This is a genomic window from Pedobacter sp. 05L430, assembly GCF_056397585.1.
Genome location: NZ_JBFTNT010000103.1, coordinates 1 through 13,149, shown reverse-complemented (window position 1 = coordinate 13,149; position 13,149 = coordinate 1). Strand labels below are relative to the sequence as shown.

Below are 13,149 nucleotides of genomic sequence, written 5' to 3'. Positions count from 1 at the left end.
ATGTTAAAGAGGCAATTGACTTTTACACCTCAGTATTTAAAAACTCAAAAGTACTTAATGCCAGCTATTATCCAAAAGACGCACCTGGTTTTGGCGGTGAAATACTGGCTGTCGATATGGAAATAGAAGATCAACAGTTTATACTATTAAATGGAGGTCCACAGTTCAAATTTAACGAGTCAGTCTCTTTTTCTATTGAGGCCAATACACAGGAAGAAATTGACTACTACTGGAAAAGCCTTGTAGCTGGAGGTGGTGAAACATCGCAGTGTGGATGGTTAAAAGATAAATTTGGTTTGTCGTGGCAGGTATCGCCTGCTATACTAGGGGAATTATTACAAGATAAAGATGTAGAAAAGGCCCAACGCGTAATGCAAGTTATGATGAAGATGACCAAGATCATTATCAAAGATTTGGAAGACGCCGCAAAGGGGTAATTTATCTAATTATCTAACTATCCACATCTGGCATACTAAGGACCAGATGTGGGTAGTTCAAGATTAGATTTTGGCTTTTGCCTCCGATGCCGTAACAGTTTTTCYCAATGCACCGAATTCGTGAAGATCACCGAATACCTCGATACGAATTGACTGATTGATTGCCCCTACCCGAACCGGATCAAATCCATTGTCTTTAATTAATTCTTCTACATCAGCATCGATGTTTGTATCATCTGTTGCATAAAACAATACTGATTTTTCTGGAGATTGATAAGCGGCTCCGCTAAGCGAAGCAGCACCCAATGTTCCTAACGCTTTCGCCAATTTTGCATTTTTAGGTAGCGCTATTGCATTAATTTCGCCGGCAGATTGGTTCTGATCAATGATTTTATTAAACCCACCGTTTCCATCTGGCGCAATAGGATTGGATGGATCAACAATGATTTTGCCTTCCAGGTCACCTGAATATTCTGAGATAAATGGCTTAATCGCGCCAAATGGAATAGCCAAAACCACAATATTGGCGTCTTTTACAGCCGATGCAATATCACTTGGCACAGCAGACTTACCTAATTTAGCAGCTAATTCTTCTGCTTTCTCTACATTTCTGTCGGCTACAATGAAAGCTTTGTTTGCTTTTGAAAGGTTGGCAGCAACTGCCTGGCCAATGTTTCCTAAGCCGATTACGGCTACTTTTGATGTATTTGTCATTGTTATTTCTTTTAAAGTTTATATTAAATTGATAACACAAAATTGCATCAGAAAGAGCTCACATGCCAATGAACTGCATCAAGAAATAGTATTGATCTGGTTTAAGATTTTGGCTTTACAAGCTTGTTACGGAGTCTGCTTAAAAATTCAGGAGTAATCCCTATAAATGATGCGATTTGCACCTGAGGTAGGCGATTATTTAAGTGGGAATAATCTTGCATAAACGACAGATAACGTTCTTCGGCAGTAGAACTGATGTTTTGTAATAGTCGCTTTTGCAGTGAAACAAAGCTGTTTTCGATCAGCACTCTGAATATCAGATTGAATTTTGGCCCCTTTGTATATAAGTTGATGAGGTCATTATAACTTATATGAAGTACCATTGTATCCTCAATTGCGTCTATATTAAGTTCTGACGGTTCTTTTCCATGGAAACTACCAATATCCATTAGCCACCAATTTTCTGTCGCAAACTGTATAATGTGAGTATTTCCTTTATCGTCAATTTTATACATCCGCAAACACCCCCGTACTACAAAGTTAAAAATAGAGCAAACATCCCCCTCCTGTAAAACGTACTGTCTTTTTCTGTATAACCGAGGTTTAAATAGTTCAGCTACAAGTTGTTTTTCTTCTCTGCTTAAAGGGATTAACCGATTAAAGTATTCAAGTAATGGAGCTACGGAGGTGTACAAAATGTTTTCTTTCATCGGATTTTCCAGTCTAGTAAGCCTATGGTGTCAATCCACCTTCATCAATCGTGATCAGTCTGCGGAATTTTGCGGGCGTATTAACCGGCGCGTCGGCAGGGTAGCTAGTGTAATTCAGTTTAAGGATGTCGCCAGTAATACTAAAGGTGGCATTTTCGTAGAGTGTGTAATTCGTAGGGGTTCGTTGAACTGGTTTTCCTTGTTCCTGCTCCAGCTTTTCGGTAGTAGTTATCTTTAATCTGTCGCCTTGGATCTGGTAAGATCCGATGAACTGACTGCTACTTCCATCATTAAGGACAATATTAAGAAAAAAGCTATTGTCTTTGGTAAAATTGAGAGATCGCTTCAATCCGTTCAGGTCCATTTCCTCCCAGTTTCCCTTAATAAGATTTTCGGGATTTACATTCCTGTCTTTTTTACAAGAGAAAAAGCTAAGGGAAAATAAAAGTAATACTGAAATTGCGGATGTAGGGTTTTTCATAATCAAAAGTTTCTGGTTTGTATTAGAGTTTACGAATACATTAGCCGAAACGCTACAATATTAATTTAATCCTCATAAACCATCACGCTACTCATTAGCTTCAATATCATGATCAAGTAAGGCATTTTTATAACCAAGTGAATAATTAATGGCACCCCATGCGGTTAGCATGGTAATAATATCTTCTTCCTTTAATGGGCCTGTAATTTGGTTTTTACAAAACTCCAGGTATTCTGTTTCAGTCATAATCTCTACAGTTCTCTATACAAATTAAAATAGAAAAACTTCCCATATGGGAAGTTTTTCTTAGTACTCACAAATGTACTATTATCGAGGAAATTTAATGAGTTAGTATTCTAATATTTCGTTTATTCAGACCAAACTGCCAACTCATTACCATCCGGATCAATAAATTGAAAACGTCTACCGCCTGGGAAACTGAAAATATCTTGTGATATTATACCGCCGGCCTTAATAATTTTTTCTCTGGTCGTTTCAATATCCTTTGAATAAAGGATAACTAATATGCTTCCTTTTACAGGCCTGCCCGAAGTAAAGCCACCATCAATATAATCGCCTTCAAAAGCGGTGTAATTGGCACCAAAGTCGGTAAAAGTCCAATTGAAACATTCTGTATAAAACCTTTTAACAAGTTGAATATCTTTAGAGAGAAACTCTATGTATTGGATTTGTTCATGCTTAAGTTTGTTCTGTACTGATCTATTGCCCATAATGTCTGTAGATTTCTTTAGATTATAGATGCAAATGTAGTTGACAATACTGATCCATACTTTGGAAAAATGCGACAAATTTTATAGTTCGTTAGGTGTAACGCCCGTGTAACTCTTTATAGCATTGGCCAAATGTGCATGATCGTAATAACCGTGTTCAAAAGCAATCTCCGACATGCTTTTCTTTGATGATTTTTTCTGGATAGCTGCGTGCACAAACTGAAAGCGGGTTATATTAATAAATTCTTTTGGACTGATCCCCACATGCTGCTTGAAATGACGTTCCAGCTGTCTTACAGTAGTAAAATGCCGATTTGTCAATTCAACCACACTGATGATGCCTTTCTGTTTTTTAATGTCAGCTATAACAGGCATCAGTATAGGTGCTGGATGTGGTTTAAGCTTTTTAATAAAAAACTGATTAAGATATCCAATAGATTCCGTTATAACCCGATTGAAGTCGGGCGAAAGTTCTTTGTCAAGTGTTATAGTACTGTCGGTTGCCTCGTGCAGCGAGCCGAATTTATAGAAAGCAGAAAAGGCAGAAGGTTTGAAGCGTACTCCTAAAAGTTTTGTTTCCGTTTTCAGCTCAGTCATTTTGAAATGTCTCATAGTCCCCACCAAACAGATTTCTCCATTTTTAATATTGAATTGTCCATTGTCAGTCTTACAATCCTCGCCCAGATTTAAGATGATATCAACACACCCATCAGGTAAGATCTTTTCGAACACCGCGCTTCTTTCGTCGTTTGTTGTAGTCCAAAACGCATCAATATAATCAGCTATTGCCGGATGGGGCTTAGTTTCCTTATAGTTCATCACTTAATTKATTAATCAAATTTGGAGAAAATATCTTAAAAAAATTAGTATCCATAGGAACACTTGTCGCATTCTGCCCTTATTTAGTCGTATAGACACCACCAAAAATTAATTTTTCTAGCGAAATTTGTATTATAAAAAGAGATCGGCAGGCATATAAATTAACTCAAGACCTTAAAAACCAATTGAAAATGAATCTAAATATGAGTAAAGTAAAAGTTGCATGTTTTTCTATTTCCCTGGATGGATTTGGTGCAGGCGCCAAACAAGATCTAACTAATCCTTTGGGACTAAGAGGTGAGGAACTTCACAACTGGATTTTTCCAACAAAAGTGTTTCGGAAGATGGGAGGTAAAAATGACGGAACTGAAGGCACAGATAATGAATTCGTAGAGAAGTCATTCGAGAACATGGGAGCTTGGATACTGGGGCGGAATATGTTCGGACCCGTTCGTGGAGCATGGCCAGATGATGAATGGAAGGGTTGGTGGGGCGAGGAACCACCTTACCATGTTCCAGTATTTGTTTTAACGCATCATGCTAGAAAACCAGTGACCATGAAAGGAGGAACAACGTTTTATTTTATTACCGATGGCATCGAATCTGCGTTGAAAGAGGCAAAAAAAGTAGCGAACGGAAAAGACATTCGTATTGGTGGTGGGGTTTCAACGATAAGGCAATATCTGCAAGCGGGCCATATTGATGAACTTCATTTAGCAATTTCACMTGTCTTCTTAGGTTCAGGGGAACACTTATTCTCAGGAATGGATATGGCAGCGCTGGGCTATAATCAAGTGCAAAAAGTGGCTGGAGAGAACGCGACACACATTATTATAAAGAAAGGATAGCCAGACAGGTGCTCCATTATTAGATGGAACACCTGTACTGAATAATAGGACGATCAACGTTTTTTTATTCTCTTAGCTTCATCTGAAACTCTAGCAAAATATTTATCTCTTTTGCGTTTTTCATGTTCAGAAGTAGAAAAATACCAAGATTCTTTTCGCAATTTGAGGTAACTGTTGTACACTTCAAATTTTAAAAGACCGTTGTTTACAGCTTCAACAACTGCACAGCCAGGTTCATCGACGTGCGTACAGTTCTCAAAACGACAGGATTCCGCGAAATCAGAAATATCGAATATATCTGCGAGTGCCTCAGGATTATCTGACGCTAAACCAAATTCTCTTACGCCCGGCGTATCTATTAGAATACCACTATCATCCATCAGAACCATTTCTCTTCTAGTTGAGGTATGCCGACCTTTACCTGAAGATTTGCTTATTTCAGATGTGGGAAGTACTGTCCGTTCACATAATACATTGATTAAAGAACTTTTCCCAACCCCTGATGATCCTACAAATACAATCGATTCTCCTTGCCTGATAAATTTTCGCACAGGGAGTATTGTCTCGGGAGAAAGAATACTTGTGAAAAATATTGGTATTTGCCGGGCAATATGTTTCAGCGACTCATCTACTTGATGGCGACTAAACTCCAAGTCAGATTTAGTGAGTATCAATACTGGTTGAATATTTTCTTCTAATACCTGAACCATAAAACGCTCCGTTCGGCGAACACTGAAATTGGCATCAAGGCTTTGTACAATAAATGCCTTATCAACATGGGATGCGATAGCTTGCCTGTCGGATATTGTACCACTCTTTTTCCGAAACAGCGTATGTTTACGCGGTAAAACATCAACGATTATTCCTTTATTATCGTCAAAAGGTTGAAAAATAATCCAATCGCCTGTACACGGAAGTTCAAATAATGACCTTCCATAAAGCAAATTGCCGGTTAGTTCGCACAACAGCAGACCACCTTCGGTAATAACCTCATAATTTGTTTTGTTTACTGCAGAAACACGACCATGAAAAAGATGTTTGTATTGTGATGTTTGTTTGAGTTGGAACAGACTGTCGTTCCAACCATATAATGATAAGTTATTCACTACTTATAATTTAAAATGATGAAATAAAATTGCTTAATTATCTATCATCCGAATGCTTTGCCCCATACAAAACACCTTTGGTAATACAGAAACTACCAAACATGCAATTTTAGAAACAAGACACCCGGAATCAGGCAGTCATTCCAATCGCTAAACTATAATATGTGAATAGTTGTCTTTGCATAAGACACGAAGGTACAAAAAACTAATTCAATGCCTTAATTCTAATTGTAAAACTAAAAATTTTATGATTTCAAGCCCCCTCTGTTGTGACTAGTGTAAAAAACACGYTGTATTCAAACATTAAGCTCATAAGGTTGTAACTTACCTGACATTAATCCAAATTGCATTATGTTTTCGAAAATTTATAAACCATTAACCCTGGGCGTTGCCCTTCTATCGTTAAATGCATCCAGCATGGCACAAACCGGTAAGCCGGTTGAAAAAAACAAGGCTAATAGCGAGTATAAACCTGCTTTCGCAGGGCAAACCCGTATCGGCAGCGTTAAAACCAAAACTCCGTATACCGCAAAAGTCATAAGCACTGAGCTAAAGGGCCCCTGGGGCATGCATGCTTTACCCGACGGCCGTTTACTGATAAGCAGTAAGCCGGGGACTATGCAAATATTGACAACTGCCGGTAAAATTGATAAAACCATTACCGGTTTCCCGGAAGTGCAATTTCAGGGACAAGGTGGTTTGCTTGATGTGAACATTGATCCTGATTTTACTAAAAACCGCATGATTTACTGGACCTATGCGCAACCGGGCGAGGGGGCTACCTTAGCCGTAGCTAAAGGAAAATTATCGGCCGATGAAACAAAGCTGGAAAACGTGAGCGTGATATTTGAAGCCAGTCCGCGTTTTAAAGGTGCCGGTCAGTTTGGTTCACGTTTGGTGTTTGATAAACAAGGCAATATTTTCATCAGCTCTGGTGACCGTCAATCTAATGATATTCGCGCTAAGGCGCAGGACCTAAGCGCAACCACCGGTAAAATTATCCATATTACTAAAGACGGCAAACCTGTTGCCAGTAACCCGTTTATAGGCCAGGCGAATGCCAAGCCAGAGATATATGCCTATGGCTTTCGTAACCCAGATGGTTTGTCCATTAACCCCGTTAATGGTGACCTATGGGAGACAGAATTTGGACCACGTGGTGGCGACGAGATTAACTTAATTAAACCAGGCGGCAACTACGGCTGGCCTTACGTAACTTACGGCATTGAATACAGTGGTGAAAAGGTCTATGATGGTATACAACAAAAAGAAGGTACGGTACAGCCAGTTTACTATTGGGATCCCGTTATCTCGCCAGGCTGCATGATGTTTTACACTGGTAACATCGCTGAGTGGAAAAATAACCTATTTGTAGGGGCACTCAGTGGACAACACATCATTCGTTTGGTGATAAAAAACAACAAAGTTGTGGGTGAAGAACGTTTGCTTTCCGATAAAAATGAACGCTGGCGCTGCATAGCCACCGGTAAAGATGGTGCTATTTATGCAGCAACGGACAGTGGTAAATTATACAAGCTAGCTAAGCAATAATTGTATCAACATCAGTCATACGAAAATTTCACCAGGGGTACCTGAGGTTAACCTGGGTGACATTTAACTAAAATGCCTGTAAATATTGATTTACAGGCGTTTTATTATTATCCCAGCACTTTTACTCCAATATTTATTTATTTTTTTCCGAGACTCTGGATTTTCTTGTATGGATAAGACTTTATAAGTTCATACCCCCGTGCCGTTTATCATATTTTCAGATGGGGAAACCTTATAACCAAACCGTTTTGAAACTTCCTAATAACCTTCTAATGACGTTTATCGAATTTATTTACTAAATCTATCGTAGGATCTGTAAAGTCTCTAAAAGAAATTTAAAAAACTATAGCCGGAGCRGATTTAGAGAAACTTCCTGAAGCATCAGCCACTGCATCAATTGGTACTCCTACCTGACTGCCTCCTCTCTTGACTACAATTGTTACTTTTTGACCGGCTACTCCTCCATTTCCTGATATTGCGACAATGGCTGCAGCTACATTTGTAGCGTAAGTAATTTCTTTTGTCCATGGAAGCGATGCGACCGGATCATTTGCCGTACCACCTGTAGCAGTCGTATATGACACCATCAGTGTTGGTCCCGAAAAAGCTCCTGTGATCTCATAACGCACTGTGCGCGAGTTATTATCAGGCTTTTTATCTGAATTCTTCTTGCAGGCAACAAAAACTGCCACTACCATTAGTAGTGTAAAAATTGACTTTTTCATAAAGTATGTTTTTAATTAAAATTTAAGTGCTATTCCAATTCTGGCATTGGTACTGCCTATAGCGCCAAGCTCAGTGAATGCGCCAAGGTTATTGCTGAAGAAGTATTTGCCTCCTACGTATGCGCCCAGAAACAGTCCGCTTCCGTAACTATCGCCCAGGTCTTCACCATTGTCTTTCCAGGAAAAACTTCTGTAGCCAAGGGTTGGCCCTCCGTATAAATCTATCTTGTTACTGTTAATTTTTAATAATTGATTAACATGATAAGACGCTCTTAAGCCAAAGTAAATGGCCGTAAATTTGAGGGACAGGTATTCATTTGAGAGGTAGTCTGCATTTGCACCAATGCTGATACTACCTGTAATTCCCTGCTCATAAGAAAGACCGACAGGTATGCCTCCGTCATAAGAGGAGTTTACGCCAATACCGATATTGAGTAATTTATTTCCTTTTTTAAAGGCACCATTCTCTTGGGCGAACAATGTTGTGGTCGTAAAAAATACCAGGATAAGGATGTTAGCAATTTTCATTTTTATCATTTTTAATAGTTCTATGCAAACATAAAAATGATAAAAGCCTAAACTCGTTACCTTAAGTTAAGAAACGATTTGGTGTMGTAAATTTAAGAGGCTTTTCTAACCAGTCTCTTTCTCATTCTACTTAAAGATTGCGGAGTGATACCCAAATAACTCGCTAAATGGTACTGAGGAATTCTTTGAGCCAAATCCGGCCTTATTTCTAGCAAATTCAAATAGCGTTGTTCTGGTGTAGAAATCTTAAAATTATCAAACGCTATTTGACTTTTTGAGTGTAAATCTTCGGAAACAAGACGACACAGTTTTTCTAAGACAGGGTATTTTACAAAAAGTTCTTCATCTGTTTCTGAACTCGCTACAATCAAAATAGAGTCCTCAAGACAATCAACATAATATTCAGATGGGGTATGGTTTAATGCGCCTGGGGGGTTAAGGGTTTCAGACTCGGTATAAAAAGCAGTAGTCTTTTCTTCAGTATCAACTATATAATAGCACCTAATGCATCCTTGAAGCACAAAATAGGCATCCTTTGAGAGTTGACCCTCTTTCAATAAAATTGTTCCTTTCCTAAAACTTTTAAAAATGGCTAACTCTAAAATAACATTTTGCTCCTCTTCAGACAGGATTACATATCTCGCTAAAAAATTTAACAGGATTTGATCCATTTTATCATTATTCAACTGCATATTTCTAATATTTAGGCGATAGGTATCAAATTTAATATTTCTTGTTGGTTTATTATTAGCCGTAAAAAATTGTTTCACATAAAAAACTATGAGAGTGTTAAATCTTCAAGAACTAAATACCCTAAGTAAGGTTCATTTCTTAACTTAAGTGAACGAGTTATGCCAACTCGCCAATCTACCTTTGCTTATCGTTTAAAAACTAATATACTTATGCAAAAGAAAATTTTATGTTTCGCCCTGACTTTAATGACGGCAAGCGCCCTACAAGTAAAAGCCCAATATTCCAAACAAGACAGCACTTATAGAAAGTATTTCATAGGCAGCACCTTATTTATGATAGCTAATGTAGTAGCTGATAATAATCCACCTGGTATGGCTTATCTGAACTTAGGTTACCGCATTACAGGAAAGGATGTAATTTCACTAGAGCTAAAAACTTGGAAATATGGCTGGCCAATTGGCATTCCTTACGGAAAATCATTTGAAGCAGAAGGAGAAAGGTTTCCAGGTCATATTCGTGAATACGGGGTTTCACTTAATTATCAAAGGTTTTTATGGAATCGTCTTTTCGCTCAAGTTGACGTGATGCCAGCTTGGCAAAGCTTTGTAAATGATAACGGTAATAAGATTGACAATGGCTTTCAAATATTTAACACCTATTCCATTGGTTATCACATTAAACTTTTCAAGGACAGGCTTTTTTTTCAACCTTCAATAGCAATAACTCACCGCCCTTATCAATCAAAAATGCCTGATTCGTTTAAAAAGGTTGACGATAGATGGTCAAAATTCTTCTTCGGGCAGCCGGGATTGCATTTTGGATATAATTTCAATTGAAGTACCATAATGAACTCCAGATTCAACTGCCTCCTTCCGATGCCATTAAACAGTTAACAATAAAATTAACAGAAAAAACGCTGCCGCAACGCCTAGTAAGAGCTCTCTATTTTTAGTTGATCACATACAAGATCATTGACGATTAAGCCTGTTTTGGTTCATGTAAATTTAGGTATTTAGACCTGAAGCTAGATGGCGGTTCACCGGTCTTGATAAAAAATAGTCTACTGAAATAGGCAGGATCTTCATAACCCAGCGCGTAGGCAATCTCCTTTGCAGTTCTGTCGGTATGTACAAGTAATCTTTTTGCTTCTAGAATAATCCTGTTCTTGATGATTTCGTTCGGCTGTGGAAGGTTAAGTCGCTTGAATCTATGGGTAAGGGTTTTTGGGGCTATCATCAGCAGGTCGGCGTAGTCGGCAACATTATGCTTTTCCTTAAAGTTCACTTCGACTAATTGGGTAAATTTCCTAAAGAACTCAAGGTCATTGTTCGATCTGGCGGCCATCGCTCCTTCTAGGTGTTGCACCTTCCATAATCGGGTAGACTTGATCAAAAGCTGCTTAAGATAAGTCCTGATCATTTCCTCCAGCGATCCATCCTTGAGTTCAAATTCATCCTCGATCCGAGAAAACAGGTACTCAATAAATGTGGCATCCTGCTCGGGTATCACCGTCATCGGCATATTGCTAATGTTATTGAACAAGAATCCATCGCAGGCAACTTCCTCATCATGTAACTGTATGCAATAAAAGTCGCGGTTATAGAACACAAAAAGGCCGGGTTGCTCACCCAATTTCTCAATGCTCAGTACCTGATTTGGACTGATAAAGAAAAGCGTTGAACCAGTAGTAATGTAAACATTGAAGTCCACTTTTATCTCAAATCCTTCATTAAGATAAAGCACCTTGATATAGGATTTGTAAGTGTCGGAATTGATGGTTTCAATATTTTCTAGATCAACATTTACCATGCCGATGGTTTTAAGATTCGCATCAAAAATGCTCTGTTTCATAATTGGGCTAATCAAATGGATTAAAAAATAAAATTACCATTCTTGATGATGATTTCAAGATTGGTTAAAACGAAAATTACCTGCAAGTATTTAAACCAACAGGCAACTTTCATTATTATTTTTTCGCAAACTGCTCAAGCTCCGAGTTAAATTTGTCCATCTCTTCTACAAAAAGTGCATGCCCGCTGTTCTCGAATTTTACGATATAGGAGTTTTTTAAGCCTTTATTTAATTGCTCAGCCAGCGTAAAATCAATTAGTTGATCTTTTGTGCCCTGAAATATGGCTACAGGGATCGTGATGTTCTTAAGCACCGGACGCAAATCAAGATCACCAAGTGCACTGATAGATTCAGTAACAACATAAGGACTTGCAGACAGATTGATATTCTCCAACCATTTATCTACATTTTTTGGAAGAGTAGTGCCTTTTGCCGCGAATGCTGCTCCTAATCCTGCTATCAGGTCTTCTCTGCTTGTCATGGTTTGTTTAATCAGTCCCGCAGCGCCTTCCTCGGATATTCCGTAGTTGTAATCTGCACGTTGCTTCCAAGATGGAGCCGCTGCCGCAAACAGCGCCAGTTTGCTTACATGTGCTGATTTATATTTGTTCACATAGTGGATAGTAACTGCTCCGCCCATAGAAAAACCACCCAGCACAGCCTTCTCTATTTTTAAGGTATGAAGAACGGCATAAATGTCATCTGAAAAAACATCGAAATTGTACTTTCCATAAGGTTTATCAGATTTACCGAAACCACGCAATGAAATGCCGATCACCCTGAAACCCTTCCTTACCAAATACTGATATTGATATTGGTACATTTCATCGCTAAGTGGCCATCCGTGAATCAATACAATTGGTTGTCCTTCGCCAAGATCAGTTACGTGAAGTTTTACACCTGGCTCAACTTCGATATATTCCGTCCTTCCGGCTGAAGCTGGGATTCTTTTGCTTTGTGAAAAAGCGAACTGGCTTGTTAATAAAGTCATGATTAGACTTGCGGTTAAGATTAGATTTTTCATTGCTATTTTTTTAAATTAATGTTTGAAATATTTGTTGTTTGTTTACATTACAAAGATGGGGAGAATGCCAGCCTCATGAAATGGACAAACGGACAACAGTCTTGTACATTTTTCCCATAGTATAGATTTATAGAGCCCATACTAAATCATCATCAAGAAGCAATTGGACTTTTAGCCCACATACCATCTAGCACAAAACCATTCCTCGCACTACATAAGGTAAATATATAGGGTACATTTAATCATCGCAATTACGGAAATGCGAATTGCATAGGGATAAATTTTACGCTATCCGAATCGTAATACCATACTTGTAGGAAACTGTAGTATACCTGAATTTTGTATAAAATAAATATACAATGGAAAAGGAATTTAATTTCAATAGCGAACTATCCGGCAAGATTGCCATGGTAACAGGTGGAACCAAAGGCACCGGAAAAGCAATTGCCGAAAGGCTACTGGCAGCCGGGGCAAATGTAATCATCACCGCAAGAAACAGGACTGAAGAGCCCAATGAAAAGCTGTATTATATTTCGGCAGACCTCAGCAGTCCCGATGGAGCGGCAAAAGTAGTAACAGAGGTATTATCAAAGTTTGGCGGGCTCGATATCCTGATCAATAACCTTGGTGGTTCGGAAACTCCGGCGGGTGGTTTCGCTAATTTAACAGATGAACACTGGGAAGAAACATTGCAGACCAATCTTTTAGCACCAGTAAGATTAGACAGGGCATTTTTGCCGCAAATGATTAAACAAAAAACCGGTGTGATTATTCACATCGCATCCATTCAGGGGAAACTTCCGTTATATGAAAGCACACTACCCTATGCGGCTGCCAAGGCCGGACTGATCAATTACAGTAAGGGACTTTCTAAAGAGGTTACCCCAAAAGGAGTTCGAATTCTAACAGTTTCTCCGGGCTGGATCATGAC

Annotated in this window: 17 protein-coding genes; 5 read left to right on the top strand and 12 right to left on the bottom strand. The window is 38.7% G+C overall.

Annotated features, from left to right (window positions below; translation table 11 throughout):
* Window positions 1-437, top strand: a 437-nt coding sequence (locus tag AC1DG9_RS14725; protein ID WP_477634801.1) for a VOC family protein, incomplete at its 5' end; no start/stop codon positions are given.
* Window positions 438-500: 63 nt separating this feature from the next.
* On the opposite strand, the gene AC1DG9_RS14720 is transcribed toward AC1DG9_RS14725, so the two are convergent.
* The 6 genes from AC1DG9_RS14720 to AC1DG9_RS14695 form a co-directional block, all read right to left on the bottom strand.
* The gene (locus AC1DG9_RS14720) at window positions 501-1,151 is read right to left on the bottom strand and encodes an NADPH-dependent F420 reductase (RefSeq protein WP_477634800.1); all 651 of its coding nucleotides are present in this window, start codon (window positions 1,149-1,151) and stop codon (window positions 501-503) included.
* 101 nt (window positions 1,152-1,252) lie between these two features.
* The gene (locus AC1DG9_RS14715; protein ID WP_337715238.1) at window positions 1,253-1,861 is read right to left on the bottom strand and encodes a Crp/Fnr family transcriptional regulator; all 609 of its coding nucleotides are present in this window, start codon (window positions 1,859-1,861) and stop codon (window positions 1,253-1,255) included.
* Between the two features lie 22 nt (window positions 1,862-1,883).
* Window positions 1,884-2,342, bottom strand: a complete 459-nt coding sequence (locus AC1DG9_RS14710) for a hypothetical protein (RefSeq protein ID WP_172660552.1) — start codon at window positions 2,340-2,342, stop codon at window positions 1,884-1,886.
* Window positions 2,343-2,429: 87 nt separating this feature from the next.
* The gene (locus AC1DG9_RS14705) at window positions 2,430-2,588 is read right to left on the bottom strand and encodes a hypothetical protein (RefSeq protein ID WP_161662271.1); all 159 of its coding nucleotides are present in this window, start codon (window positions 2,586-2,588) and stop codon (window positions 2,430-2,432) included.
* A 122-nt stretch (window positions 2,589-2,710) separates the two neighbouring features.
* A complete protein-coding gene (locus AC1DG9_RS14700) occupies window positions 2,711-3,073 on the bottom strand; it encodes a VOC family protein (RefSeq protein WP_337715240.1) in 363 nt (120 codons plus the stop codon).
* 81 nt (window positions 3,074-3,154) lie between these two features.
* Entirely contained in the window at window positions 3,155-3,892 is a 738-nt protein-coding gene (locus AC1DG9_RS14695; RefSeq protein WP_288880848.1) for a helix-turn-helix transcriptional regulator, read from the bottom strand.
* A 203-nt stretch (window positions 3,893-4,095) separates the two neighbouring features.
* Here AC1DG9_RS14695 and AC1DG9_RS14690 point away from each other — a divergent pair, with 203 nt between their 5' ends.
* Complete coding sequence (locus AC1DG9_RS14690; protein ID WP_477634799.1) at window positions 4,096-4,740, top strand: dihydrofolate reductase family protein; 645 nt, start codon at window positions 4,096-4,098, stop codon at window positions 4,738-4,740.
* 53 nt (window positions 4,741-4,793) lie between these two features.
* Here AC1DG9_RS14690 and rsgA read toward each other — a convergent pair whose 3' ends face one another.
* Window positions 4,794-5,846, bottom strand: coding sequence for a ribosome small subunit-dependent GTPase A (rsgA, locus tag AC1DG9_RS14685; RefSeq protein ID WP_288880843.1), 1,053 nt, complete (start codon window positions 5,844-5,846; stop codon window positions 4,794-4,796).
* 351 nt (window positions 5,847-6,197) lie between these two features.
* On the opposite strand from rsgA, the gene AC1DG9_RS14680 reads away from it, so the two are divergent.
* Window positions 6,198-7,397, top strand: coding sequence for a PQQ-dependent sugar dehydrogenase (locus AC1DG9_RS14680; protein ID WP_246269517.1), 1,200 nt, complete (start codon window positions 6,198-6,200; stop codon window positions 7,395-7,397).
* A gap of 335 nt (window positions 7,398-7,732) precedes the next feature.
* Here AC1DG9_RS14680 and AC1DG9_RS14675 read toward each other — a convergent pair whose 3' ends face one another.
* The 3 genes from AC1DG9_RS14675 to AC1DG9_RS14665 form a co-directional block, all read right to left on the bottom strand.
* Window positions 7,733-8,122 carry a hypothetical protein gene (locus AC1DG9_RS14675; RefSeq protein ID WP_172660557.1) on the bottom strand — a complete coding sequence of 130 codons (390 nt, stop codon included), beginning with the start codon at window positions 8,120-8,122 and terminating at the stop codon, window positions 7,733-7,735.
* A gap of 15 nt (window positions 8,123-8,137) precedes the next feature.
* Window positions 8,138-8,650: a hypothetical protein gene (locus AC1DG9_RS14670; RefSeq protein ID WP_288880838.1), complete on the bottom strand. Its 513-nt coding sequence runs from the start codon at window positions 8,648-8,650 to the stop codon at window positions 8,138-8,140.
* A gap of 92 nt (window positions 8,651-8,742) precedes the next feature.
* Window positions 8,743-9,420 carry a Crp/Fnr family transcriptional regulator gene (locus AC1DG9_RS14665; RefSeq protein WP_337715243.1) on the bottom strand — a complete coding sequence of 226 codons (678 nt, stop codon included), beginning with the start codon at window positions 9,418-9,420 and terminating at the stop codon, window positions 8,743-8,745.
* Window positions 9,421-9,552: 132 nt separating this feature from the next.
* On the opposite strand from AC1DG9_RS14665, the gene AC1DG9_RS14660 reads away from it, so the two are divergent.
* A complete protein-coding gene (locus tag AC1DG9_RS14660) occupies window positions 9,553-10,179 on the top strand; it encodes a hypothetical protein (RefSeq protein ID WP_477611741.1) in 627 nt (208 codons plus the stop codon).
* Window positions 10,180-10,321: 142 nt separating this feature from the next.
* On the opposite strand, the gene AC1DG9_RS14655 is transcribed toward AC1DG9_RS14660, so the two are convergent.
* Both AC1DG9_RS14655 and AC1DG9_RS14650 read right to left on the bottom strand, forming a co-directional pair.
* The gene (locus AC1DG9_RS14655; RefSeq protein WP_337715248.1) at window positions 10,322-11,194 is read right to left on the bottom strand and encodes a helix-turn-helix domain-containing protein; all 873 of its coding nucleotides are present in this window, start codon (window positions 11,192-11,194) and stop codon (window positions 10,322-10,324) included.
* A gap of 115 nt (window positions 11,195-11,309) precedes the next feature.
* Entirely contained in the window at window positions 11,310-12,218 is a 909-nt protein-coding gene (locus tag AC1DG9_RS14650; protein ID WP_172660560.1) for an alpha/beta fold hydrolase, read from the bottom strand.
* Between the two features lie 359 nt (window positions 12,219-12,577).
* Here AC1DG9_RS14650 and AC1DG9_RS14645 point away from each other — a divergent pair.
* The coding region (locus AC1DG9_RS14645; RefSeq protein ID WP_477634798.1) for an SDR family oxidoreductase at window positions 12,578-13,149 on the top strand (572 nt) is incomplete at its 3' end.

Excerpts from the sequence above, each read along its gene's own strand:
- AC1DG9_RS14650 (WP_172660560.1), bottom strand. The coding sequence starts at position 12,218 with ATGAAAAATCTAATCTTAACCGCAAGTCTAATCATGACTTTATTAACA.
- AC1DG9_RS14715 (WP_337715238.1), bottom strand. The coding sequence starts at position 1,861 with ATGAAAGAAAACATTTTGTACACCTCCGTAGCTCCATTACTTGAATAC.
- AC1DG9_RS14670 (WP_288880838.1), bottom strand. The coding sequence starts at position 8,650 with ATGAAAATTGCTAACATCCTTATCCTGGTATTTTTTACGACCACAACA.
- AC1DG9_RS14655 (WP_337715248.1), bottom strand. The coding sequence starts at position 11,194 with ATGAAACAGAGCATTTTTGATGCGAATCTTAAAACCATCGGCATGGTA.
- AC1DG9_RS14710 (WP_172660552.1), bottom strand. The coding sequence starts at position 2,342 with ATGAAAAACCCTACATCCGCAATTTCAGTATTACTTTTATTTTCCCTT.
- AC1DG9_RS14695 (WP_288880848.1), bottom strand. The coding sequence starts at position 3,892 with ATGAACTATAAGGAAACTAAGCCCCATCCGGCAATAGCTGATTATATT.
- AC1DG9_RS14705 (WP_161662271.1), bottom strand. The coding sequence starts at position 2,588 with ATGACTGAAACAGAATACCTGGAGTTTTGTAAAAACCAAATTACAGGC.
- AC1DG9_RS14700 (WP_337715240.1), bottom strand. The coding sequence starts at position 3,073 with ATGGGCAATAGATCAGTACAGAACAAACTTAAGCATGAACAAATCCAA.
- AC1DG9_RS14660 (WP_477611741.1), top strand. The coding sequence starts at position 9,553 with ATGCAAAAGAAAATTTTATGTTTCGCCCTGACTTTAATGACGGCAAGC.
- AC1DG9_RS14680 (WP_246269517.1), top strand. The coding sequence starts at position 6,198 with ATGTTTTCGAAAATTTATAAACCATTAACCCTGGGCGTTGCCCTTCTA.